The organism is Aureimonas sp. OT7, assembly GCF_014844055.1.
Taxonomy (GTDB): Bacteria; Pseudomonadota; Alphaproteobacteria; order Rhizobiales; family Rhizobiaceae; genus Aureimonas; species Aureimonas altamirensis_A.
The window spans coordinates 185,321-207,056 of record NZ_CP062167.1 but is presented as its reverse complement, the minus strand read 5'-3'; the positions used below and the strand labels follow the sequence as shown (position 1 = coordinate 207,056).

General features: G+C 65.3%; 22 protein-coding genes and 2 pseudogenes. 22 read left to right on the top strand and 2 right to left on the bottom strand.

Annotated elements, in window-relative coordinates; genetic code table 11:
- Positions 1 to 22: 22 nt before the first annotated feature.
- Positions 23 to 340 carry a co-chaperone GroES gene (locus IGS74_RS01120; RefSeq protein WP_050475053.1) on the bottom strand — a complete coding sequence of 106 codons (318 nt, stop codon included), beginning with the start codon at positions 338 to 340 and terminating at the stop codon, positions 23 to 25.
- Positions 341 to 845: 505 nt separating this feature from the next.
- Here IGS74_RS01120 and IGS74_RS01115 point away from each other — a divergent pair.
- From IGS74_RS01115 to IGS74_RS01050, 14 genes and pseudogenes are all read left to right on the top strand, one after another.
- On the top strand, positions 846 to 1,109 hold the full coding sequence (locus tag IGS74_RS01115) for a hypothetical protein (protein ID WP_039194734.1): 264 nt from the start codon (positions 846 to 848) through the stop codon (positions 1,107 to 1,109).
- A complete protein-coding gene (locus tag IGS74_RS01110; RefSeq protein ID WP_039194736.1) occupies positions 1,106 to 1,408 on the top strand; it encodes a hypothetical protein in 303 nt (100 codons plus the stop codon). The genes IGS74_RS01115 and IGS74_RS01110 overlap by 4 nt, the downstream gene beginning before the upstream one ends.
- On the top strand, positions 1,401 to 1,547 hold the full coding sequence (locus IGS74_RS01105) for a hypothetical protein (protein WP_167387076.1): 147 nt from the start codon (positions 1,401 to 1,403) through the stop codon (positions 1,545 to 1,547). Before IGS74_RS01110 ends, IGS74_RS01105 begins: the two co-directional genes overlap by 8 nt.
- A 36-nt stretch (positions 1,548 to 1,583) precedes the next feature.
- On the top strand, positions 1,584 to 1,826 hold the full coding sequence (locus IGS74_RS01100) for a hypothetical protein (RefSeq protein WP_039194737.1): 243 nt from the start codon (positions 1,584 to 1,586) through the stop codon (positions 1,824 to 1,826).
- Positions 1,823 to 2,152: a hypothetical protein gene (locus tag IGS74_RS01095; protein ID WP_039194738.1), complete on the top strand. Its 330-nt coding sequence runs from the start codon at positions 1,823 to 1,825 to the stop codon at positions 2,150 to 2,152. The genes IGS74_RS01100 and IGS74_RS01095 overlap by 4 nt, the downstream gene beginning before the upstream one ends.
- Entirely contained in the window at positions 2,149 to 2,424 is a 276-nt protein-coding gene (locus IGS74_RS01090; protein ID WP_009452373.1) for a DUF1488 domain-containing protein, read from the top strand. Before IGS74_RS01095 ends, IGS74_RS01090 begins: the two co-directional genes overlap by 4 nt.
- 12 nt (positions 2,425 to 2,436) lie before the next feature.
- Positions 2,437 to 3,270: a transglutaminase family protein gene (locus IGS74_RS01085; RefSeq protein ID WP_039194740.1), complete on the top strand. Its 834-nt coding sequence runs from the start codon at positions 2,437 to 2,439 to the stop codon at positions 3,268 to 3,270.
- Between the two features lie 469 nt (positions 3,271 to 3,739).
- Positions 3,740 to 5,158 (top strand): IS1182 family transposase, encoded by a 1,419-nt coding sequence (locus IGS74_RS01080; RefSeq protein WP_039194741.1) that lies wholly within the window; start codon positions 3,740 to 3,742, stop codon positions 5,156 to 5,158.
- Positions 5,159 to 5,333: 175 nt separating this feature from the next.
- Positions 5,334 to 6,068, top strand: a pseudogene (locus IGS74_RS01075) (ArdC-like ssDNA-binding domain-containing protein); the annotation flags it as partial.
- Between the two features lie 266 nt (positions 6,069 to 6,334).
- On the top strand, positions 6,335 to 7,753 hold the full coding sequence (locus IGS74_RS01070) for a tyrosine-type recombinase/integrase (RefSeq protein WP_012112823.1): 1,419 nt from the start codon (positions 6,335 to 6,337) through the stop codon (positions 7,751 to 7,753).
- A complete protein-coding gene (locus IGS74_RS01065; RefSeq protein ID WP_012112822.1) occupies positions 7,750 to 9,591 on the top strand; it encodes a hypothetical protein in 1,842 nt (613 codons plus the stop codon). Before IGS74_RS01070 ends, IGS74_RS01065 begins: the two co-directional genes overlap by 4 nt.
- Complete coding sequence (locus IGS74_RS01060) at positions 9,588 to 11,753, top strand: hypothetical protein (RefSeq protein ID WP_012112821.1); 2,166 nt, start codon at positions 9,588 to 9,590, stop codon at positions 11,751 to 11,753. The genes IGS74_RS01065 and IGS74_RS01060 overlap by 4 nt, the downstream gene beginning before the upstream one ends.
- A complete protein-coding gene (locus tag IGS74_RS01055) occupies positions 11,750 to 12,190 on the top strand; it encodes a hypothetical protein (protein WP_012112820.1) in 441 nt (146 codons plus the stop codon). Before IGS74_RS01060 ends, IGS74_RS01055 begins: the two co-directional genes overlap by 4 nt.
- A gap of 216 nt (positions 12,191 to 12,406) precedes the next feature.
- Complete coding sequence (locus tag IGS74_RS01050) at positions 12,407 to 13,333, top strand: zincin-like metallopeptidase domain-containing protein (protein WP_012112819.1); 927 nt, start codon at positions 12,407 to 12,409, stop codon at positions 13,331 to 13,333.
- A 16-nt stretch (positions 13,334 to 13,349) separates the two neighbouring features.
- Here the strand turns inward: IGS74_RS01050 and IGS74_RS01045 are convergent, their stop codons facing one another.
- Entirely contained in the window at positions 13,350 to 13,778 is a 429-nt protein-coding gene (locus IGS74_RS01045) for a helix-turn-helix domain-containing protein (protein WP_012112818.1), read from the bottom strand.
- Between the two features lie 86 nt (positions 13,779 to 13,864).
- Here IGS74_RS01045 and IGS74_RS01040 point away from each other — a divergent pair, with 86 nt between their 5' ends.
- From IGS74_RS01040 to IGS74_RS01005, 8 genes and pseudogenes are all read left to right on the top strand, one after another.
- On the top strand, positions 13,865 to 14,290 hold the full coding sequence (locus IGS74_RS01040) for a mercuric transporter MerT family protein (protein ID WP_039194744.1): 426 nt from the start codon (positions 13,865 to 13,867) through the stop codon (positions 14,288 to 14,290).
- Positions 14,291 to 14,311: 21 nt separating this feature from the next.
- A complete protein-coding gene (locus tag IGS74_RS01035) occupies positions 14,312 to 14,608 on the top strand; it encodes a cation transporter (protein WP_012112816.1) in 297 nt (98 codons plus the stop codon).
- Position 14,609: 1 nt separating this feature from the next.
- Positions 14,610 to 14,858: a hypothetical protein gene (locus IGS74_RS01030; protein WP_036742955.1), complete on the top strand. Its 249-nt coding sequence runs from the start codon at positions 14,610 to 14,612 to the stop codon at positions 14,856 to 14,858.
- Entirely contained in the window at positions 14,855 to 17,158 is a 2,304-nt protein-coding gene (merBA, locus tag IGS74_RS01025; protein ID WP_192388694.1) for a bifunctional organomercurial lyase/mercury(II) reductase MerBA, read from the top strand. Before IGS74_RS01030 ends, merBA begins: the two co-directional genes overlap by 4 nt.
- Positions 17,159 to 17,205: 47 nt before the next feature.
- Positions 17,206 to 18,552, top strand: coding sequence for an NAD(P)/FAD-dependent oxidoreductase (locus IGS74_RS01020; protein ID WP_039194908.1), 1,347 nt, complete (start codon positions 17,206 to 17,208; stop codon positions 18,550 to 18,552).
- A 232-nt stretch (positions 18,553 to 18,784) separates the two neighbouring features.
- Positions 18,785 to 19,015: pseudogene (locus IGS74_RS01015) on the top strand (zincin-like metallopeptidase domain-containing protein); the annotation flags it as partial.
- Entirely contained in the window at positions 19,012 to 19,407 is a 396-nt protein-coding gene (locus IGS74_RS01010; protein ID WP_039194750.1) for a DUF2958 domain-containing protein, read from the top strand. The pseudogene IGS74_RS01015 and the gene IGS74_RS01010, both read left to right, overlap by 4 nt.
- 123 nt (positions 19,408 to 19,530) lie before the next feature.
- Complete coding sequence (locus IGS74_RS01005) at positions 19,531 to 21,681, top strand: chromosome partitioning protein ParB (RefSeq protein WP_039194752.1); 2,151 nt, start codon at positions 19,531 to 19,533, stop codon at positions 21,679 to 21,681.
- The last annotated feature ends 55 nt before the right edge of the window (positions 21,682 to 21,736 follow it).

Here is a 21,736-nt window from a genome sequence, read left to right as displayed (position 1 = left end):
TTGATTATCAGGTATCGGCCGGTCAGGCGGCTTTGCTGGCGGCCGCCGTTGTCTTCTCGACGATGCCCATGATGTCGGATTCCTTCATGATCAGGAGATCCTCGCCGTCGAGCTTGACCTCGGTGCCGGACCATTTGCCGAACAGGATGAGGTCGCCCGCCTTGACGTCGAGTGGAACCAGCTTGCCGGCTTCGTCGCGCGAACCCGGGCCGACGGCGATCACCTCGCCTTCCTGCGGCTTTTCCTTCGCGGTATCGGGAATGATGATCCCGCCTTTGGATTTGAGATCGCCTTCCGCCCGTCGGATGACGACGCGGTCGTGGAGGGGCCGGAATTTCATGGGGTTCTTTCTGAGGCCGGCGCATAGGGCGACCACCTCGGATAGATAGCGACTTTGGCACTCGAATGATAGGAGTGCTAAACGTATTTCGTTGAAAAGGTGGAATTGCGAAAATTTATATCACTTCTACCAATGCGATGTTTGTTGTTTTCAATACGTATTTCCTGCCTTTTTAAGGATTTTTATTTTTATGGAAGAGCCATTTATTCAATTCTAGATAAATAATAGCGACCCGCTCCTTGTTTACCGGGTGGGGACAGCCCATATATAAAACTCGTTGATTTGGCCGACTTGGCTTTTTGCGGTGTCAGAGACCCGCCATTCACCACCGAATTCTCGATAGCGAATGCATCACGCGCCGACCTGGCGCGCATATCGCTCTGTTCGAACCTTGGAATGAACGCGCCGCTGACCACGGATGTACTGGCAGCACGGAAGTTCGTTCCGGTTCGAATGGGAATGATGCAGGAGGCGCGTTTGCGTGCTCCTGCGGAGGTATCGACCCATGACAACGCGCACCACGCAGAAAATCGTCCGGTTCTCCGCACCCTTCATGCTGTCCGGCTTCGACGCTGCGCAGCCTGCCGGCGACTATCGCGTGGACCAGGATGAGGAACTGCTGGAGGGATCCTCCCGCCTTGCCTGGAGACGTGTAGGCGCCTTCATCCACCTGCCCGCCATCGGCATTGATGGCCACACGTATCAGATGGCGCCGATAGATCCCGCCGATCTCGACGCCGCCCTCGAAAAGGATCACCAACAGCCATGATATCAACCAACCCAATCCGGCGCACGAACCGTCCCGCCCGCCACGAGGCTCCTGCTCATCTCTTCGCGATCGGACAGGCTGTCCGGCTCAAGGGCGGTTTCGTGAGGCCGGCATTACCCGCCGATATCTACCGCATAACCGGCAGACTGCCGGCACGGGGAGATTCACTGCAATATCGCATCCGCAACGACGACGAACGCCATGAGCGAGTGACGACGCAGGACAGCCTCGAGCCGGTCGACATGTCGCAATCCGGTAATGGCGCAACCCTCATCGAAAGGACGTTCGGACATGGCTAAAGGCCAGAAACGAAGCAATCGCGAGATCAGAAAGCCGAAACAGGAGAAGGCCCCGCCAAAGCCTGAAAGCACCTTCGGCAACCAGATCAAGTTTGCCGCCAATGATGCCAATGCTTCCCAAGGCAAAGGCAAGCACTGAGGCAGTGCTGCTCCGGCTGAAAGAGCAAGTAGCGCCATGAAAGTTGTCATCGAGTTCTACCGCACGCGGGAGACGGATGACGCCCATGCTGTCGTGGGCCGAGAGGCGGTGGAAGCCGTCGATCTCGCCAACGCCATTGAGATTGCGCAACTGCTTTCGCAGACGCTCGATATGCCTCAACGGCCCGACGCCATCGCGATCACCGACTTATCCGGTAACGCGCTATTTTCCGGCATCATTGATGCCGACGTGACCACTAGAGAAAGGCCACGATCATGACCCGATACATAGATGAAATCGAACGGGAGCGGCACGACCGCGCGATCGGCGTCTGGGACAATGAAGGCGGTGCATCCGCCCGCGCACCAGGCGACGAACAATATGGCCGCCGGATCGAAGCCGACCGGTCCTGGACCATCTACCATGTCTTCACCGGCGTTCCAGCCAGCCGCGAAGGGCAGGAGATGATCGGCCTTAGCCACTCGGCCGCAACCGACGGGATGCTTTCCCTCAATCGTCGGAATGATGTGCGACGCAAGGAGCACATGAACGGGTTTATGCGTGTACCACTGCTGCTGCAAACGGCAAGGGCAGATCAACGATGACCCTTGAATTCCTGAACCCCAGCCGCAGCTTCGACGAAGTGCGCAACGCCATTCGCTTTATCGGGCACGACGGCATGTTCGAAGTGCCGTTCTTTGTCGAAGTGGAAGCGCTCGCCAGGTCCCCTGCTGAATTGCGCAGCACTGAGGTGTCGGAAGAGATGTATCTCTCGACCTTCGATGCGACGCGCAGTTCGATCCACGATGTCGCCCGCGAGGCCTACTCGCATCGTCGCCAAACCTCCTATACGCTGACCGCTGCCGATTTCCGGTAAAGACACCACTCAATGCTGATCCGCTACGGGTATGAGATCACACTGACCTGCCAGCAGCCGACAGCCTTGGTGTGTCTGCTGTCGGTGCACGAGGATCGCGCGGCTGACATACGGGTGCCGGAGACGACGTTCACCACACCCGATGTGCACGTATCGACCTACCGCGATCTCTTCGGCAACAAATGCCGGCGGCTGGTCGCGCCTGCGGGCGACCTGACGATGTGGGGTGATGCCACGATCGAGGACGACGGCAGGCCGGACGGGATTGTGCCGGGTGCCCGGGAACTGCCGGTGCCGGACTTGCCGGACGATTGCCTCGTCTACCTCATGGGCAGCCGCTACTGCGAAACCGACCGTCTCAGCCAGACCGCTTGGGACCTGTTCGGCAAGATGCCGCCCGGTTGGAGCCGGGTGCAGGCGATCTGCGATTTCGTCCACAACCACATCCGCTTCGACTACATGCAGGCTCGATCTACGCGGACGGCTTTCGAGGCGTTCCATGAGCGCGTTGGCGTTTGTCGCGATTTCGCGCATCTTGCGGTCACGTTCTGCCGATGCCTCAACATCCCCGCTCGCTATATCAACGGCCATCTCGGTGACATCGGCGTGCCGGTCGTCGATCCGATGGATTTCAGCGCCTGGATCGAAGTGTTCCTCGATGGCGAATGGTACACCTTCGATCCGCGCAACAACGTCCCGCGGATCGGCAGGATCGTGGTGGCGCGCGGCCGCGACGCAGCCGACATACCGCTCGTCAACTCCTTCGGCCCGCATGTTCTGAAGGCGTTCCGAGTATGGACTTACGAGGTATCGGGCTTGCAACAGGCGCAAGAGCATCGCGAGTAAGGCGCCTTGGGACCGGACACCAAGGCTACAGGCGATACGGCAAGGCATACCGGAAGCGCCGCAGACCTTTTCGAAGATAACCCACTTTAGTCAGGCACCCGCCATGGTCCGCTGACTGTGACCGGTTCCCGACGTTAGGTTGGCGCGATTCCAATCCCTTGAGCCGGTGCGGCCGCGACCTAATGTTCCATCCTCGTAATACCCACTTTCAGCAAACGGAAAAGTCGGGCCTGTGGCTGACGTCAGGCGCATCCAGTCGAAGTGCGAAGACTGTTTGAATGACAGCTTTCGCAGGTTCGTCGCCCAAAGTGCCGAAAGCAGGAAGCCACCTTTTCTCGGAAGTTTGGAGGGTCAGCGAGGTGCCGCGATCCTGCCTCTGGGTAGTTATTCGAGACCCAATACAAAGCCTTTCCCTATGAGCAAACAAGTGTAGAATCAGACTCTCCTGATCTGCTTTGCCGAGGTGTCTATGAGCTTCATTGAGGGAATAGCGCGAGATCAGGCCAATCTGCTTCCCCCATGTGTCGATGACTATGTTGGGCCTGACGCGCTCGTCCGCGTCGTCGATGCTTTCGTCGACAGTCTGGATATGATTGAGCTTGGCTTCACACGCGCCATTGCGGCCTCGACCGGACGACCAGGCTATCATCCCAGCGACATGCTCCGGCTGTATATCTGGGGCTACCTCAATCAAGCCCGTTCATCGCGACATCTGGAGCGCTCCTGCAAGCGCGACCTTGAAGCAATGTGGCTGATGCGGCAACTCGCGCCGGACTATCGGACCATTGCCGCCTTCCGGCACGACTATCCCGACGCGATCGTCGCCGCCAGCGCCGCGTTCGTGCTGTTCTGTCGCGAGCAGAATTTGGTAGGCGGCCGGTCGGTCGCACTCGACGGCACCAAGATGCGAGCGGTCGCCAGTCCAAAGAACATCGCCGGGGCGGAGCGGCTCGCGCGCGATATCGCGCATACCGAAAAAGAGATCGCCTATTATCTCGACCGCCTGGACATAATCGACGAGACCGTCGCGCGGGGCTTTGATGATCAACCACTGCACCGCGAAGGCTTCAAGTCCGCCATTGCCTCCCTGCAGCGTCGGAAGGACCGGCTGGCCAGGCGACAGCAGGAACTCGATCGACGGGTCGAGAAGGTGCTCGTGTTTGGCGAGCCGGAGGCCAAACCGATGGGATATGCCCACGCGCCGAAGCTTCCCTCGTACAATCTGCAAAGCGTCGTCGATGTTGCGAGTGGTCTGATCGTCCACCATGACGTCTACAATGACGCGAACGACAGCCACCTTCTTCATCCGATGTCAGTCGCGGCTAAGGCCGTGCTGGAGGTAGATCAGCTCCAGGTGTTGACCGACGGCGGCTACTCAAACGCCGAAGAAGTCGCCCGTTGCGAACGCGAGAACATTGAGGTCGCTGCGCCGATCAAGCGCGGCGCGATGAATTCCGAACATTTTCGACCGGTACAGTTCCTCTACGACGAGGACAGCGACACGGTCCGTTGCCCCGGCGGGCAAACTCTACGCCCGTCCGGAATCCATACTCGCAATCGGGCGATGCGCTACCGTACCTCGGCCTGCGCGACCTGTGCGTTGAAGCCGAGATGCACGCCGGGAGCCCAGCGCACAATTCACCGGCTTGTCGATCAAGGTGCCCTCGATCGCATGGAGGCCCGAATCCATGCCAATCCCAGCTTGATGACGATCAGGCGATGCACGGTCGAGCATCCATTCGGCACCATAAAGCGAATGTCGGGTGGCGGAAGGTTCCTAACTAGAGGACTTAGGGCGGTAAAGGCGGAGGCGGCGCTGTCGATCCTAGCCTTCAACATCCTACACGCCGCGAACACATTCGGAACGAGGGTTGTTACCCCGAGCTGACGCGAGGCGGCGCTTCGCTTCGGCTCCACCTGGCAGGCGCTGCGGCTCCGACGGCTGACGTTTTGGCACAGCCTGCCCCGCAACGCCCCCTGAGAGGGAGAGTGCGGACGGGTTTTCCGTGACGGGTTGAGGGCTGGAGGAGTGGCCTCCGGCGCCCGTCGCGGAGATCATCCCGATGGCCAGAAAGGACCGCGCTCGCCCAGGCGGCGCCCGCAGCAATCTCTATGACGACATCACCGACAAGATCATCGCCGAGCTGGAGGAAGGGCGGCTGCCCTGGGTCCAGCCCTGGGGGACGGCGGCGGCGAAGGCGCCGCTCGCCATGCCGAGGAATGCCGCGACCGCGCGGCAATATTCCGGGATCAATGTCCTCATCCTCTGGGGCGCAGTGGTCCAGCACGGCTATCCGACCCAGCATTGGCTCACCTTCCGGCAAGCACTCTCGCTGGGCGGAAATGTCCGCAAGGGCGAGCGCGGCACCACCGTCGTCTATGCCGACCGCTTCACGCCGGAGGACGAGAAGCGCCGCGCCCAGGAGTCGGGCGAAGAAGCCAGCAGCATTCCGTTCCTGAAGCGCTTCACCGTGTTCAACGCGGCGCAATGCGAGGGCCTGCCCGAGGACATCGCCTTCGAGGCCCCGCCACCGCCGCCCGGCATGATCGAGCCGAAGGTCGAGGCGCTGATCGAGGCGACCGGGATCGATTTCCGCATCGGCGGGGATCGCGCCTTCTATGTTCCGGCGCTCGACTACGTGCAGGTGCCGCCTCCGGCCGCCTATTTCGAGCCGATCAACTGGCACAGGACGGCGCTCCACGAGATGGGGCATGCCACAGGCCATGCCTCGCGCTTGGGGCGGGATTTTTCGGGCAGCTTCGGCACGAAGAAATACGCCTTCGAGGAGCTGGTCGCCTTATCCTGACTCTGTGATCCTGTCTCAGAATCATGCATTGGAGGCGCCTCACCACGGCTCCGGTGAAGCTCTTCAGACGTCCGGGTCAAGCGTTCCCGCAGCGTAGCGAGGACAACGCTTGACGCGGCGGCGGCACGACAAGCTGTTCATGGGGTGCAGGCTAAGTCCTGCACCCCTGCCACGCGGCGAGCGGGAGAGCGCGAGGGGAACCCCTCGCATTCTAAACAATGAAGTTGCGCCGAAGGCGCTCCGCTTGGGTATCGTGCGTGCATTTGTATTTTACCGATCTTGACACTATTTCGCGTCCGCTTTTCCTTGATGACCTTGCAGTGAGCCTCGCGCCCGGTGCGCTCGACGCGGTCGAGCGCACCGGGCTGATTCACGGCATGCCGTTCATCCTGATGGATGACGGCAGCTACGATCTCGCTCTCAACCGGTTCTTTCGTGCCTGTCCTGCTATGGGAGCGCGATCGCCGAACACGTGGCGCTCCTACGCCCGCGACATTCTCGTCTGGGCGCGCTTTCTTGTCGAACGGCGCGGCGGCAAGACGGTCTGGCAGGCCGGCCGCGACGATGTCCTGGCCTTTCACCGGGCGCGTCGGCTGTCGGCAGCTCCCTACCGCATCTCGGCTGCGAGCTGGAACCGGAGCGTTGCCGCGCTCGACAAGCTCTATCGCTGGGCTGTCGAGGAAGGAATCATTGCGATCTCGCCCTTCAGCTACGGCGCCACCCTTCGCAGGGCCGGCGGTAGCCGCGCAGTGCTCGCTGTGACGACGAACCGTGCCCGCGAGCGCGCCGCGCGGCGCCACGATACCCGTTACATCGATCTTGGCCGCTACCTGCTGTTCCGCGAGGTGGGATTGCGCGGCCGGCTTCCCGACGGCTCGGAGGACGCGACGTGGCGCGGCCGCAACGGCGAGCGCAATGCGTTGTTTGCCGAGCTTCTCGTCACGACCGGCCTGCGGCTGACAGAGGCCGGCAGTCTGCTGCTGAGTGAGCTGCCGCGCCTGACCGATCCCGAATCGCGCTCGGTGCCGTTCGATCTCCCCGGTCCGATCGCCAAGGGCGGACGACCACGGCGCATCCGCGTTCCCCGCCGGGTACTGAGATTGATCGGCGACTATGTCGATCTCGAGCGCACGGTCTCTGCCGCGCGCTCAGAGCCTTCGGTGTCCGATCCGCTCTGGCTGATGCTGGAGGACGGGAAGGCAACAGACGCGGCGGGCAAGCGTGTCCGGCTCGACCGTCTGACGCTGGGCGAACGCCGCCGCGTGCTGGTCGGCACGCCCGGCCAGGCGCAGCATGCCTTGCTCTGGCTGACTGAAGGCGGCAAGCCCGTGCCCTCGGCGACTTGGGAAGCTGCCTTTCGGCGGGCCTGCACCCGCTGCCGCCGTTTCGGCATCGAGGTCGAGGTGACGCCACACACGCTGCGGCACACCTTCGCCGTCAACATGCTCTCCATGCTGATCCGCGAGCAGATCGGATCCGTGTTCGATCCGCAGGACCAGCACGGCGCAGCCTATCGGCGGATTCTCGGCGATCCTCTGCAGAAGCTCCAGCACCTGCTGGGGCATGCGAGTATCACCAGCACCTACATCTATCTCGACAGCCTCGCCGAGGCGCAGGAGCTGGTCGAGGCCGCCGCGGATCGCTGGGCCGAAGACACGGCTGGCGGCGCGGCATGACCGCCGCGGCGGCTCCATCGGTGCGGCGGCCGGGTCGCCGCGCCCTCTTTCCCGAGGCGCTGCCCGATCCCGAGGGCGAGGCCGCCGCTGCGATCGCATCGCTGCGCTTTACCGTCACGCTGGCGGATCGCAGCAAGACGATCGACCTGACGATGCTCGCCGGCCGCAAGGCATTGGCGCGGACCTTTGCCGGCGCGCTCTGGCGCGCCTGCCAGGTCGGTGGTCCGGCCGGCTCGATCTCGACGGCCTACGCCTATGCCAATGCGCTCAAGACATTTTGGCGCTATCTCGATTCCGCCGGATCGCACGTCGCCCGTCTCTCCGACGTCAGTGCCGTCTGCATCGACGGCTTCGATTCCTGGATGGAGGGGAGCGGCCTGCATCCCAATCACCGCCTGCACCGCATGAGCAAGGTGCTCAACCTGCTGCGGCTTGCCGAGGCCGCGGAGCCCAGCCACCTGCCGCCCGATGCCTCACGCCGGCTGATGTACACGAGCGATCGGCCCGGCGTGCGCGCCAGGCCGCGCGATGCCTATGGCGATGATGTCGCCGCGGCATTGCGGAAGGCGGCGCGCACCGATCTCGCCGCCATCATCCGCCGCTTGGGCGAGGCCGATCGTATTCCGGCGGTCGAGGATTCCGATCGGAGCAAGGCGCTGGCAGCAACCCACAAACAGGTAATGGAAGTGATCGACGCGGAAGGCGTCATCGGGCACAGGCACCCTCTCTTCAAGCGACTCTACACGCTCCGCCGCGAGAGTGGCCTGCCGAACGATCGCCTGATCCACGATCTGCATGGCCGCCGGCATCTCATCGCCGCCGATCTCGTGCCGCTCATCGTGCTTATCTCGCTCGACACCGGCATGGAGATCGAAGCGATCAAGGGCTTGCGAGCGGACTGCCTGAAGAACCCGGCGGGCGGCTATGTCGAGATCGAGTATTGCAAGCGTCGGGCGCGCGGCGCCGAGTGGAAGCGGCTGCGTGTGCGCGACGGCGGTTCCTCGACGCCGGGCGGCTTGATCCGCAAGGCGCTGCAGTGGACCGGTCCGGCGAGAAGCCGGCTCGGCGCCGACACGCTCTGGGCGCACTGTGCCTGGGGCCGCCTGACCCCTCGGGTGCTCAGCATGAAGGAGCTCGCGGCTTCATGGACGCGCCGGCACGGCATCCTTGATGAGCGGGGCCAACGCCTTCGCCTCAATCTGACGCGCCTGCGCAAGACGCATAAGGCGGCATGGTACCGGCGCACGGGCGGCCAGCTCGACCGCTTCGCCGTCGGCCACACTGTCGCGGTCGCGGCCGACCACTACGCCGACATTCCCGCGCTTCGTCATCTGCACGAGGCGACAATTGCCGACGCCATGACCGATGCGCTCGACGCCGCGTTCCCCCCCTGTGTCCTGTCGTCGGAGGAGGAAGCGGCCGTCCAGACCGATCCCGACAAGGCGACCGGCCTTCCCGTTGTCGGCGCCGCCGCGGTCAAGGCGCTGTTCGGCGGCGAGCAGGACGTCTGGCTCGCCAGTTGCGGCGGCTTCTACAACAGCCCGTTCGGCTCGGAGGGAGAGGCCTGTCCGTCCCCCTTCTGGGGGTGTCTCGAATGCAGCAATGCCGTGGTCACCGCCCGCAAGGTGCCCGCGCTCCTGGCCTTCCTCAACTTCATCCGGGCGCAGCGGCAGGTGCTGAGCGAAGCCGACTGGATCGCCAAGTTCGGCCGGGTTCACGGACGCATCGCCGAACAGATTCTGCCCCGGTTCGCCGACGCCGAGATCGAGGAAGCCCGTCGGATTGGGTCATCGGACCCCGCGCTCCTCTACCTGCCGCCCGAAGCGAGAGCGCCATGATGCCGGCACCGATCAAGCTGCCGCAGCACGCGTCGCTGCCTTCGGCCATTTATGGCAACGACGAGCCCGTGCTTGCCGGCGTGGCGGTCAGGGACGATGCCGACCGCACGCGACTTCCGCGCTTCGGTGACGATCTTTGGGACCTGGGCGCCGCCATTTTCCGGGTGAACGCCCGCTACAGCAATTACCGGCTGAACCTCGCCCGCATCGCCGATCCCGTCACGCGGCGGCTGGCGAAGGAGTACGTGATCGCCCGCCTGCGCATCCATGTGCCGGGATATCGGGCGCCCTGCGGCGCGACCTCGGCGATCCGCCTGCTGCGCTACATCCAGCATTTCGCCGCGTTCCTCCGCGCAAGGACTGGCGCCGTCGATCTCAGCCGGATCGATCAGGCGCTGCTCGACGCCTATCTGGCGTATGCCCGTGACGGCGGACGGCGAACGCCTCACGAGACGGTGAAGTATGTCGAGGTGCCGATCGACCTGCATCACCTGGCGCCATGGCTAACCGGCGGCGGCATCGGTTTCCTGCCGTGGCGTGGACGTGCGGCGCACCGCGTTGCCGGCCGGCCGCCAGCGCCCGCCGAGAACGCCACGCCGCGCATTCCCGAGCCGGTCATCGGCGCCATGCTGCGCTGGGCGCTCAAGTATGTCGAGGTCTATGCGCCCGATATCCTCGCGGCGCGGGCCGAGCTTGACGCTCTCGAAGCCCGCTGCGCCCGATTGATGGCGCGGGACGCGCGGGCCGGACGGGCCGTGGCCAAGAACTATCGCGCCCGCGTGGCCAAGTGGCTCGACGTGCGCCGGGCCATGGGCCGAGGCGTGCCGATCTGGGAGCACGCGCCCAATGTGGCCCGCCGCATCGACCCGCTCACCGGCGAAGAGACCCCGCCCTACAATCTCCATCTGATGCGCCTTCACGCCGGCGCTCCGCAGAGCGGCCGCATCAGCCAGTCCGAGCCGACTGCACGACTGATCGAGAAGGCAGCCGCCGAGCTCGGAACCGAGATCGGCGGGCTCGATACGCCGATCTCGATCGATCCGGACACCGGACTGCCATGGCGCGAGCGCTTCGACGGCCTCAGCCTCGCCCGCGAAGAACGGATGTTGCAGGGCGCCTGCTATCTCGTCTGCGCCTACCTCACCGGCATGCGCGACAGCGAGGTGCAGGCGATGCAGCCGGGTTGCGTGTCGCCGGTGCGCAGCGCCGACGGCCTGGTCGAGCGGTACCGGCTGCGCAGCACGGTGTACAAGCGCCATGGCGCGCGCGGCGTCACGGCCGACTGGATCACGATCGAGCCCGTCGCTCGCGCCGTCGCGGTGATGGAGGTTCTCTCGGCACGCAATCGCCGAGAGAAGGAACTGTCATCCTTGTGGGTGGCGCTGAAGGACTGGCCCTGGAGCAACGATCATCTCGGGATGGGTGCAACGCCGACACTCAACCTTTTCCGCGAGGGCCTCGACACGCGCTCGGAGGCCGCGCCGGCGATTCCGCGCATCGGCGACGAGCCTTGGAAGTTTACGACCCGGCAGCTCCGACGCACGATCGCCTGGTACATCGCCAACCGGCCGTTCGGCACGGTCGCCGGCAAGATCCAGTACAAGCACGCCTCGGTCGCCATGTTCGAAGGCTATGCCGGATCGGCGCAGGCCGACTTCCGCTTGGCGATCGAGCGCGAACGTGCACTCGGCCAGCTCGACGACATTGTCGCCCATTACGAGGCCTATCTTCGCCGTGAAGGCCCGGCGGGACCGGGTGCTGCGCGACTGCGACGCGAGTTCGGCCGCGTGCAGGAGGAACTTGGCGATCTTCCCGGCCGGATCTTGGACCGCAAGCGGCTGCGCACCATGGTTGCCCATCTCGGGCGGACCCTGCATGTCGGTTTCCTCAACGACTGCCTGTTCGATGCAGCGACCGCGCTCTGCCTCACCGGCGCGCCAGATGCCGAGCGGACGGCGCCGGCCCTATCGCGCTGCAGCCCCGACCGGTGCCCGAACGCCTGCCTGACCGCCCGGCACCGCGAACCGTGGCAGGCCTCGATCGTCGAGGGCGAAGCGCTTCTGGCCGACCGGCGTCTATCGCCGCTGCAGCGCACGGCGATCCTGCGGGACAACGAGCGCAAGTGCCGGCTGATCGCGCCTCTCATGGACGGTGACGCATGACCGCGCTCGGGCCGAAGAGCCAAGCGGCGCTAAGGGCTGCCATGAAGCGGTTGCTCGACGGCCGCCCTGAACGCACCGACGGGGCGCTGACCGTCGCCAACCTGGCGCGCGAGGCCGGCGTCAGCCGAGCGACGGCGAACCGGGCCGGCGATCTTCTCGCCGAGCTCCGCGCGGCCGAAGCCCGCCTGCGGCGATCGTCGCCCAGGGCCCTCAAGGAACGCATCCATGCTCTGGAAGCGGAACTACGCGCCGTGCGTGGTGCCGAGATGGCGGAGCTGCGGGCGCTCACCCGGACGCTCGCGCAGCACATCCAGATGCTGACGTTGCAGCTCGCCGAGCGAGATGCCGTCATCGAAGGTCTGCGAGCGGAGCTGTCTCGATCCGTGGACGCCAGGGTCGTCCCGTTGCGGCGTCCGCCTCTGGACGGCACCGGCTGACAGCCGCGCTTCATCCTGACCGGTCCAGGCGCCGCTCGCCGGTCATGGCTGCCTCCCGTGCTCGCCCGTCGAGGCAGGGCTCGGGTTGTGGCAGACGCTGCCGGCCCATCAACCCTGTTCCGCACCAGCACCGAGAACAGGGTGTGACGGCCCGGCTTCCCGCGTCTGCCCCTGCCGCCTCGCCCTCGACGGAGAGGGCGAACACAGGAGGCAGCCATGACCACCGATCGCACACCCCAGCCCCGGAACGACATCTACGAGCGTGTCACCAGCCAGATCATCGCCGCCATCGAGGCCGGCGCCGACCAGTACCGGATGCCCTGGCACCACGACGGATCGGCCATCACTACGCCCGTCAACGTCGCCTCGCGCAAGGCCTATCGTGGCGTCAACGTCATCGCACTCTGGGCCGCCGCGCACGCCGCCGGCTTTCCCGCCGGCATCTGGGGCACCTATCGCCAGTGGCAGGCGCTCGGCGCCCAGGTCCGCAAGGGCGAGCGCGGGCACCTCGTCGTGTTCTGGAAGACCGTCGATCGCCACGGCAAGGCAGACGTACAGGACGGCGACGAGGATCGCGACGAGCCCGCCCGGCGCATGTTCGCCCGCGGCTACACGGTCTTCAACTGCGCGCAGGTCGACGGCTACACGCCGCCCGAGATACCGGTGCTACCCGAGGCCGAGCGCATCGAGCGGGCCGAACGGTTCTGCGCAGCGCTCGGCATCGACATCCGCCACGGCGGATCGCAGGCCTGTTACCGCCCATCCACCGACCACGTGCAGATGCCCGACTTCGCCTGCTTCCGCGATGCCGCAGCCTATTACGCCGTGCTGCTCCACGAATGCGGGCACGCCTCCGGCGCCAGGCATCGCCTCGACCGTGATCTCTCCGGACGGTTCGGCTCGGCCGCCTATGCTATGGAGGAATGCACGGTCGAGCTCCTGAGCGCCATGATCTGCGCCGACCTCCATCTCAGCGTCGAGCCGCGGCCCGACCACGCCAGCTATATCGCCTCCTGGCTCGAGGTGCTTCGCTCCGACAAGCGCGCGATCTTCACCGCCGCAGCCAAGGCGCAGCAGATCGCCGACTGGCTGCACGCCCAGCAGGGCAACGCTTGCCGGAACGACGTCAGGGGCGCCGCATAGGCGCTCCTCGACCCGATCAGTTGACAGTTCGCTCCCGGAACAGCGCCTCAATCAGCGGACATTCCGGCCGCGTGCCGTCGGCGCATTGCGCGACGACGTCCTTGAGCACCCGCTCCATGCGCTTCAGGTCAGCGATCTTCGCCCGCACATCGTCGAGATGCGCGGCGGCGACCGCGCTTGCCTCGGCGCAGGGCTGGTCGCGTTCGTCGACCAGGCGCAACAGCTCGCGGATTTCGTCGAGTGAGAAGCCGAGCTCGCGTGCCCGCAGCACAAAGCGAAGGCGCCGCTCGTGCGTCGTGTCGTAGCTGCGGTAGCCGGCCGCCGTGCGCGGTGGCTCGGGCAGGAGCCCGACCTTCTCGTAGTAGCGCACAGTCTCCAGATTGCTGCCCGTCCGCCGGGCGAGCTCAGCCCGCTGCAGGCCCTTCACGCCAGCGTGATCGCGCATCGCAAAAATCCCTCTTGACCCTGTAGTTGCTACAGACCGCATGGTACTGCGCAATGAGGATTTCGGCAAGGAAAGCGAGATCGGACATGGATATATCGCGACCCAGCACGGCGGGCATGACGTCCGCCACGACCGACGTGCTCGCGTCGGACCGAGCCGAAGTCGGACGGCAGCGCCTGGTCGCCGTCGGCGGCATTCTCGGCGCGCTTGCCGCCTCCTCGTGCTGCATCGTCCCGCTCATCCTGTTTAGCCTAGGCATTGGTGGCGCCTGGATCGGCAATCTGACGGCGCTCGCGCCCTACAAGCCGCTCTTCGTCGCCGGGACGACGGGCGTTCTCGGCTACGGCTTCTATCTCGTCTACTGGAAGCCGAGGCGGGCCTGCGCCGAGGATGCTGCCTGCGCGCGCCCGATCCCCAGCCGCATTGTCCAGATCGCGCTCTGGTTTGCGACGGTGCTCGTCGCGGCCGCCTTCGCATTCGACTACGTCGCCCCGCTGCTGCTTTCCGCCTGACACCAAGAGGAGACCCGTCCCATGAAGAAGAGTTTGAGTGCTCTTGCTTTGATCATGTCGGTGATGACCGCGCCTGCCGTGTTCGCTACCGAACGCACAGTCACCTTCGCCATCGACAACATGACCTGCGCCTCCTGCCCCTACATCGTGAAGACCTCGATGGCGGCGGTCCCCGGGGTCTCGACGGTGGCCGTCTCGTTCGAAGCCAAGACCGCGACCGTGACCTTCGACGACGCGCAGACGACCCCGGATGCCATCGCGGCCGCCAGCATGAATGCCGGCTATCCGGCCCGCCCGACGCAGGAGCAAGGCAGTTGACATGCATGACCGCGCCCTGATCCGCACCGGCGCCGCAGGCGCCATTGTCGTTGCGATCTGCTGCGCGGCGCCACTCCTTGCCGTGCCCCCGCCGCTGGCCGGCCTCGGCGCGTGGTTGACGGGTTCGGGTCTGGTCGTGCTTTCCCTGATCGCCGCGGGCCTCGGGCTTGTCGCCTGCGGCATCCATCATCGCCGTGCAAAGGTCGTCTGTTCCAACACGAAGATTCTGAATGAAGGCCTGAAGCCATGAACGATTGCTGCACATCCTCCGCGTCCCGCGACAAGGTGACGGTTTCTACATCCGCAACGGTGCCGAGCTTGGCCGTGCGGCCGGGTGTGACGTTTCCGGACTGGTCGGTGGTTTCGTCACCCGTGGTGAAGGAGGCCCTGCTGGCCATGGTCGGCTCCGACCATGTGCTCAACCGCTGGAGCGGCTACGAGGCGGCCACGGATCGCGTGCGCGTTGCGTTGCTACAGCTCTACGCCGAACACGGGCGAGCCCCGACCCCAAGCGCGCTTGCCAAGCGTGCGGGGCTGAGCGAGGAAGCCGTCCGTGCGCTGCTCGAAGAGCTCCGCCGTCGCGACCTCGTCGTACTCGATGGCGACATGATTGTCGGCGCGTATCCCTTCACCGACCGCGACACCGGCCACCGGGTCACACTGGACGGACGCACTCTTACTGCGATGTGCGCGGTCGACGCGCTCGGCATCGGCGCTATGACCGACCAAGACATCTCGATCGTCTCGCGCTGCCGCCACTGCGGCGCGCCGGTCCGGATCACCACGCAGGAACGGGGCCGGGCTCTGGCCGACGTTGAGCCGACGACGGCCGTCGTATGGCTCAGCGTCCATTACGAAGGCGGATGCGCTGCGAACTCGCTGTGCACTGCAACATCCTTCTTCTGTTCCGACGATCACCTCGCCGCGTGGCGCCGGCAGCGTCCTGCAGACGAGCCGGGATTCCGGCTGTCGATCGAGGAAGCTCTCGAAGCAGGTCGGGCGATCTTCGGGCCCAGCCTTGCCGGAATCGGCACAATCGCCGGCCACGGCAACAACGCGGCCGAGACACAAGGTGAGCCTCAATCGTCGGGCGATACGGCATCGCCGGACAGGCCCGTGACGCATCGGCGCCTTGGCACGAATGGCCGCAACAATGGTTCCTACGACCTTGCCATCATCGGCGCCGGCTCGGCCGGCTTCTCGGCCGCGATCACGGCAGCCGATCAGGGCGCCCAGGTGGCCCTCATCGGCAGCGGCACCATCGGCGGCACCTGCGTCAATATCGGTTGCGTGCCGTCGAAGACGCTGATCCGCGCCGCCGAGACGCTCCACAATGCCCGAGCCGCGGCACGTTTCGCCGGCATCACGGCCGAGGCCGAACTGACCGACTGGGGCGGAACCGTCCGTCAGAAGGACGCGCTGGTTTCGGAGCTACGTCAGGCCAAGTACGCCGACCTGCTCCCGGCTTACAACGGCATCGCCTATCGCGAAGGGCCGGCGCGCATCGTGGACGGCGGCGTCCAGGTGGACGGCACGTTTGTCTCAGCCGGCAAGATCATCATCGCGACCGGCGCGCGACCGGCCGTCCCTGTCATCCCCGGCATCGAGACCGTGCCATACCTGACGAGCACGACGGCGCTTGATCTCGAGGCGCTGCCCCGATCTCTGCTCGTGATCGGCGGCGGCTATATCGGGGCCGAACTCGCCCAGATGTTCGCCCGCGCCGGCGTCGAGGTGACGCTGGTGTGCCGCTCGCGTCTCCTTCCGGAGGCCGAACCCGAAATCGGCACGGCGCTGACGGGGTATTTCATGGACGAGAGCATCGCGGTGATTTCCGGCATCACGTACCGGACGATCCGCAAGACCGCGGACGGTGTTGCACTCACTGTCCATCGCGACGGCAAGGACGTCACGATCGACGCCGATCAGGTGCTCGTGGCGACGGGCCGCGCGCCCAATATCGAAGGTCTCGGGCTCGCCGAGCATGGGATCGCTCTCTCGCCGAAGGGCGGCATCTTCGTCGATGACCGCATGCGCACGACAAGATCGGGCGTGTACGCTGCCGGCGACGTCACCGGTCACGATCAGTTCGTCTACATGGCCGCCTACGGTGCCAAGCTCGCGGCGAAGAACGCCCTCAACGGCGACAGCCTGCGCTACGACAACAGTGCCATGCCGGCCATCGTCTTCACCGATCCGCAGGTGGCGAGCGTCGGGCTGACAGAGGCGGCTGCGCGGACCGCCGGCCACGCCGTCCGTGTCTCCACGATCGGTCTCGACCAGGTGCCGCGCGCGATTGCCGCCCGAGACACACGCGGGCTCATCAAGCTCGTCGCCGACGCTGGCAGCGGCCGGCTGCTCGGGGCGCATATCCTCGCACCGGAGGGAGCCGACAGCATCCAGACGGCGGCCCTGGCAATCCGGCACGGCCTCACCGTCGACGACCTCGCGGATACGCTCTTTCCGTATCTCACCACCGTTGAGGGCCTGAAGCTCGCGGCTCTTGCCTTCGACAAGGACGTGGCGAAGCTCTCATGCTGCGCCGGCTGAGCCGTGAAGGCTCGGATGTCGAACGTGACAATGTTGGAGGAGATCTAGTGGCGAAGAGATATGACCTTGCGATCATCGGCACGGGAACGGCTGCGATCGTAACAGCACACAGGGTTCGTGCGGCTGGCTGGAGCGTCGCCGTCGCGGACTTCCGGCCCTTCGGGGGCACCTGCGCCTTGCGCGGTTGCGATCCGAAGAAGATGATGGTCGGCGGCGCCGAGGCGGCTGATCACGCCTGGCGCATGAGCGGACGTGGAATCGAAGGGGACGCGACGCTCGATTGGACGGGACTGATGGCCTTCAAGCGCAGCTTCACCGATCCGGTACCGCAGAAGCGTGAGAAAGCCTTTGCCGACAAAGGGATTCACGCCTTCCACGGTCACGTTCGCTTTATCGGCCCGAATGCGCTCGAGTTCGGAGGAGAGAGGATCGAGGCGGACCGTATCGTGATCGCCGCCGGCGCCGAGGCCGTGCCGCTCGGCATTCCGGGCGAGCAGCACCTGATCACCAATGAAGGCTTCCTGGAACTGGAGAGCCTGCCTGAACGCATCGTCCTTGTCGGCGGCGGTTATATCGCGGCCGAGTTTTCGCACATCGCGGCGCGCGCCGGAGCACAGGTCACAATTCTTCAGCACGGGAAGCGAATGCTCAAGCAATTCGACCCCGATCTCGTCGGCTGGCTGATGGACAAGTTCAGCGAGCGCGGCATCAATGTCCGCACACAGGCAGGGGTGACCGCCATTGAGAAGGTATCAGACGGCTATCGCGTCCGGGCGGACTGTCCTGACGGCGAACTCGATATGGACGCACATCTGGTCGTCCATGCCGCGGGTCGGGCGCCGGCGCTCGCGACGCTCGATCTCGATGCCGGGAGCGTAAAGCACCATAACGGGCGGCTGGCGTTGAACGGATTTTTGCAAAGCGTCTCCAACCCCGCGGTCTACGCAGCAGGTGATGCCGCCGGCCTAGGACCGCCGCTCACTCCGGTATCAAGCCATGACGCGAAGGTAGTCTCGGCGAACCTGCTCAACGGCAACACGGTCAGGCCTGAATACACAGGCGTTCCGAGTGTCGCCTTCACCATCCCGCCGATCGCAGCCGTCGGCATGAGCGAAGCCAAGGCGCGTGAGAAAGGCCTGAACGTTCGCGTAAAGACCGAGCGCGTGGACGGCTGGTTCACCGCACGCCAGCAGGCCGAGACGGTGTATGGCTTCAAAACGTTGGTCGACGCGGACACTGACCGCATCCTCGGCGCCCATCTTGTCGGTCCGCACGCTGACGAAGTGATCAACATCTTTGCACTGGCGATCAGGCAAGGGCTGACGGCAGAGCAGTTGAAGACCACCATGTTCGCATATCCCAGCGGCGCGTCAGATATCGGCGAGATGCTTTGAGCGTAAGTGAGGTGGTCGACCGGTACGGCCGCGGAGCAGTCTGCACGAAAGAAATCCCTTCACCAGTCGCATTCGGTTCGCTGAGCAGTCGTAAAAACCACGAACCGCAATGCGAAGAGCAGCCCTCCAGATACTCCCGAGTGTCTCACCCGTTCTAAAACCGCGCAACGCCGCCAGATCGGCTGGTTTCGGCTGATGAAAGTCCGCTGAGACAGCTTGACTGTTCAGATAAGTCGCCGAGATGAACGCGGCCTTCTGCTGCGCCTCGCTCGGCATCGTGCCGACCGTGCGCCACGCCGACTACATCGGCTCCTGGCTGGAGGTGCTGCGCGAGGATAACCGCGCCATCGTCCGCGCCGCTTCGCAGGCGAGCAAGGCGGCCGACTGGCTGCTGTCGCATCTGCCCGACGAGGACGGCGCTGAATCGGTTGCGGCCTCGACCGAGCGGAGGGTGGCGGCATGATCCTCCTGACCCGTACCCAGCGTGCGCAGCTCCTCGCCAATGGCCGGCAGCGCGGCGCCGATCACGTCCCCGTCGTCAAATTCTTCAATCCCTTCGGCGCGGGCGTCTGGCTCGCCACCGAGCTGGATCAGGGCGGCGACATCATGTTCGGCCTGGCCGATATCGGCTACCCCGAACTCGGCTCGTGGAGCCTGGAAGAGCTGCGTGGGGTCCGGTTGCCCTTCGGCATGGGGATCGAGCGGGATCTGCTCTTCACCGGGGATTTCCCGATCTCGGTCTGGGCGGAGGCTGCGTGGGAAACCGGCAGCATCCAGGCGGCGGAACGAGCCCTCTACCGCGCCGGTGCGGCATTCACCCGCACATCCACAGATACGGAAAGCCGGGAATCCTGATTTCCGGTTGCCGGCTTTGTGGCCTGGCGTCGCACTCTTCAGAGGAAGAGGGCGGCGCTTCGCTTCGTGACGGGTTGGAGGTCGAGAGAGTGGCTCCCGGCCGCCCGTCGCGGAGAAATCACCATGGCCAAAGCTGCCAGGAAGAAGCCCGTCGCCCCGATGATCGTCTTTTCACGGGCGCGCGACATTCCGTTCAACCGGATCAGGCTGTCGGACAGCAATGTTCGCGAGGCTGACGTCGAGGCGGGTCTGGACGAACTTACCCATGACATCGACCGGCGCGAGGATCTCGTGCAGGGCCTCAACGTTCGCGCCATCCTCGACGCGGACGGCGTTGAGACCGGCGATTTCGAGACCCCGGCCGGCGGCCGCCGCTACAGGTCCATCGCGCGCCTCGTCGAAGCCGGTCGCTTCCCGGCCGATGGCCTCGTCCCCTGCATCGTCAAGAAGGCCGATGCCAAGACCTCGGCAGTCGACGACTCGCTGGCCGAGAACCTGCTGCGCCTCGCCCTGCATCCGCTCGACCAGTTCAAGGCGTTCAAGCGGATGTTCGACATGGGCATGTCGAAGGAGGAGATCGCCGACGCCTGGCGGACCACGCCGCGCTACATCATGCAGCGCCTTCGTCTCGCGACGGTCGCGCCGGCGCTGCACGACGCCTATGCGCGGAATGAGATGACGCTGGCGATGCTGGAAGCCTTCACCGTCAATCCCGACCACGAGCGCCAGCAGCAGGTCTGGGAGCGGATCAGCACGTCGTGGCAGAAAGAGCCCTGGCACATCCGCAGCCTGCTGACCGAGACCACGGTTCCGGCTGCCGACAAGCGCGCCCGCTTCATCGGCATCGACGCCTATGAGGCGGCGGGCGGCCCGGTGCTGCGCGATCTCTTCTCCGACGAGAACGGCGGTTGGTTGCAGGACGTCACGCTGCTCGACCGCCTGGTTGACGAGAAGCTGCGCACTGTCGCCGACGAGATCGCCGGACAGGGCTGGAAGTGGATCGACGCGGCAGTCGAACTTCCCTACGGCTACGCCAACGGCCTGCGCAGGCTGGTCGGTGTGACCCAGGAGCTGACCGACGAGGAGCGCACCGCCCGCGAGGCGCTGCGCGACGAGTATGACGAACTCGAAGCGCAGTATGCAGAAGCCGACGACCTGCCCGATGAGATCGACCAGCGGCTCGGGGAGATCGAAGCCGAGTTGGAAGGCTTCGAGAACCGGCCCGTCACCTTCGCGCCGGAAGACATCGCCCGTGCCGGTGTTTTCGTCAGCATCGACCGCGATGGCGAGTTGATCGTCAGTCCCGGTTATGTCCGCCCCGAGGACGAACAACCCGAGAGCGTCGATGGTGAGGATGCGGGCGAAGGTGCCGACCCGTCCGATCCCGATGCGGTGCAGCGCGCGGTTATCACCGTCGGCGGCGAGCCGGTCCCGGACGGCGATGAAGAGGAGGACGATGCCGTCAAGCCGCTGCCCGAGCGGCTGGTGACCGACCTGACCGCCTGGCGGACGCTGGCGTTGCGCAATGCGCTTGCCGAGAATCCGCGCGTCGCCATGACGGCGCTGCTGCACAAGCTGGTTCTCGATACTTTCGAGCGCACCGCCACCTCGGGAACCAGCCTCTATGCCGCCGTGCGTCACATCTATCTTCCCACGGATGCGACCGGGCTCGCTGACAGCGCCGCCGCGAAGATGATCGACGAGCGCGCGGACGCCTGGCGGGGCGACATCCCCGCTGGCGATGACGACCGGCTCTGGGACTGGATCGACGGTCTCGACGATGCCAGCCGCCTGGCGCTGCTCGCCCATTGCGTCAGTTTCGGGGTCAACGCGCTTTACGAGCGGCCCAACCCCTATTCGGGGAATGGCATCTCGCAGCACGGTCTCGACCGCCGCATGGCCGAGGCCGAACGGCTGGCACAGGCCACCGGCCTCGATCTCGTCGAAGCGGGCTGGAGGCCCACGGTCGAGAACTACCTGGGTCGCGTGACCAAGACCCGCATCATCGAGGCGGTGCGCGAGGGCGCCGGCGATCGCGCGGCCGATCTCATCGCGCATCTCAAGAAGGGCGATATGGCGAAGGAGGCCGAACGGCTCCTGGCCGATACCGGCTGGCTGCCGGAGCCGCTGCGCCCCGCCATCGAGGCGCAGGCCGTGGATGGCGCGACCGATCAGGACGAGGACAGCGTGGCGCTGCCCGACTTCCTCGCCGGTGGCCATGAGGACACGGCCGAGGCCGCCGACGATCCAGAGGCCCTCGTCGCCGCCGAGTGACGCGCAGCAGCGGGGCGGCCTCCGCCGCCCCGCATTCCATCCCTTCCATCTGAAG

Bases quoted from the DNA above. Each gene is read 5' to 3' on its own strand.
- IGS74_RS01080 (WP_039194741.1), top strand. From the start codon at position 3,740: ATGAGCTTCATTGAGGGAATAGCGCGAGATCAGGCCAATCTGCTTCCC.
- IGS74_RS01100 (WP_039194737.1), top strand. From the start codon at position 1,584: ATGAAAGTTGTCATCGAGTTCTACCGCACGCGGGAGACGGATGACGCC.
- IGS74_RS01050 (WP_012112819.1), top strand. From the start codon at position 12,407: ATGACCACCGATCGCACACCCCAGCCCCGGAACGACATCTACGAGCGT.
- IGS74_RS01095 (WP_039194738.1), top strand. From the start codon at position 1,823: ATGACCCGATACATAGATGAAATCGAACGGGAGCGGCACGACCGCGCG.
- IGS74_RS01105 (WP_167387076.1), top strand. From the start codon at position 1,401: ATGGCTAAAGGCCAGAAACGAAGCAATCGCGAGATCAGAAAGCCGAAA.
- IGS74_RS01090 (WP_009452373.1), top strand. From the start codon at position 2,149: ATGACCCTTGAATTCCTGAACCCCAGCCGCAGCTTCGACGAAGTGCGC.
- IGS74_RS01010 (WP_039194750.1), top strand. From the start codon at position 19,012: ATGATCCTCCTGACCCGTACCCAGCGTGCGCAGCTCCTCGCCAATGGC.
- IGS74_RS01115 (WP_039194734.1), top strand. From the start codon at position 846: ATGACAACGCGCACCACGCAGAAAATCGTCCGGTTCTCCGCACCCTTC.
- IGS74_RS01030 (WP_036742955.1), top strand. From the start codon at position 14,610: ATGCATGACCGCGCCCTGATCCGCACCGGCGCCGCAGGCGCCATTGTC.
- IGS74_RS01065 (WP_012112822.1), top strand. From the start codon at position 7,750: ATGACCGCCGCGGCGGCTCCATCGGTGCGGCGGCCGGGTCGCCGCGCC.
- IGS74_RS01085 (WP_039194740.1), top strand. From the start codon at position 2,437: ATGCTGATCCGCTACGGGTATGAGATCACACTGACCTGCCAGCAGCCG.
- IGS74_RS01110 (WP_039194736.1), top strand. From the start codon at position 1,106: ATGATATCAACCAACCCAATCCGGCGCACGAACCGTCCCGCCCGCCAC.
- IGS74_RS01040 (WP_039194744.1), top strand. From the start codon at position 13,865: ATGGATATATCGCGACCCAGCACGGCGGGCATGACGTCCGCCACGACC.
- IGS74_RS01005 (WP_039194752.1), top strand. From the start codon at position 19,531: ATGGCCAAAGCTGCCAGGAAGAAGCCCGTCGCCCCGATGATCGTCTTT.
- IGS74_RS01060 (WP_012112821.1), top strand. From the start codon at position 9,588: ATGATGCCGGCACCGATCAAGCTGCCGCAGCACGCGTCGCTGCCTTCG.
- merBA (WP_192388694.1), top strand. From the start codon at position 14,855: ATGAACGATTGCTGCACATCCTCCGCGTCCCGCGACAAGGTGACGGTT.
- IGS74_RS01120 (WP_050475053.1), bottom strand. From the start codon at position 340: ATGAAATTCCGGCCCCTCCACGACCGCGTCGTCATCCGACGGGCGGAA.
- IGS74_RS01045 (WP_012112818.1), bottom strand. From the start codon at position 13,778: ATGCGCGATCACGCTGGCGTGAAGGGCCTGCAGCGGGCTGAGCTCGCC.
- IGS74_RS01055 (WP_012112820.1), top strand. From the start codon at position 11,750: ATGACCGCGCTCGGGCCGAAGAGCCAAGCGGCGCTAAGGGCTGCCATG.
- IGS74_RS01035 (WP_012112816.1), top strand. From the start codon at position 14,312: ATGAAGAAGAGTTTGAGTGCTCTTGCTTTGATCATGTCGGTGATGACC.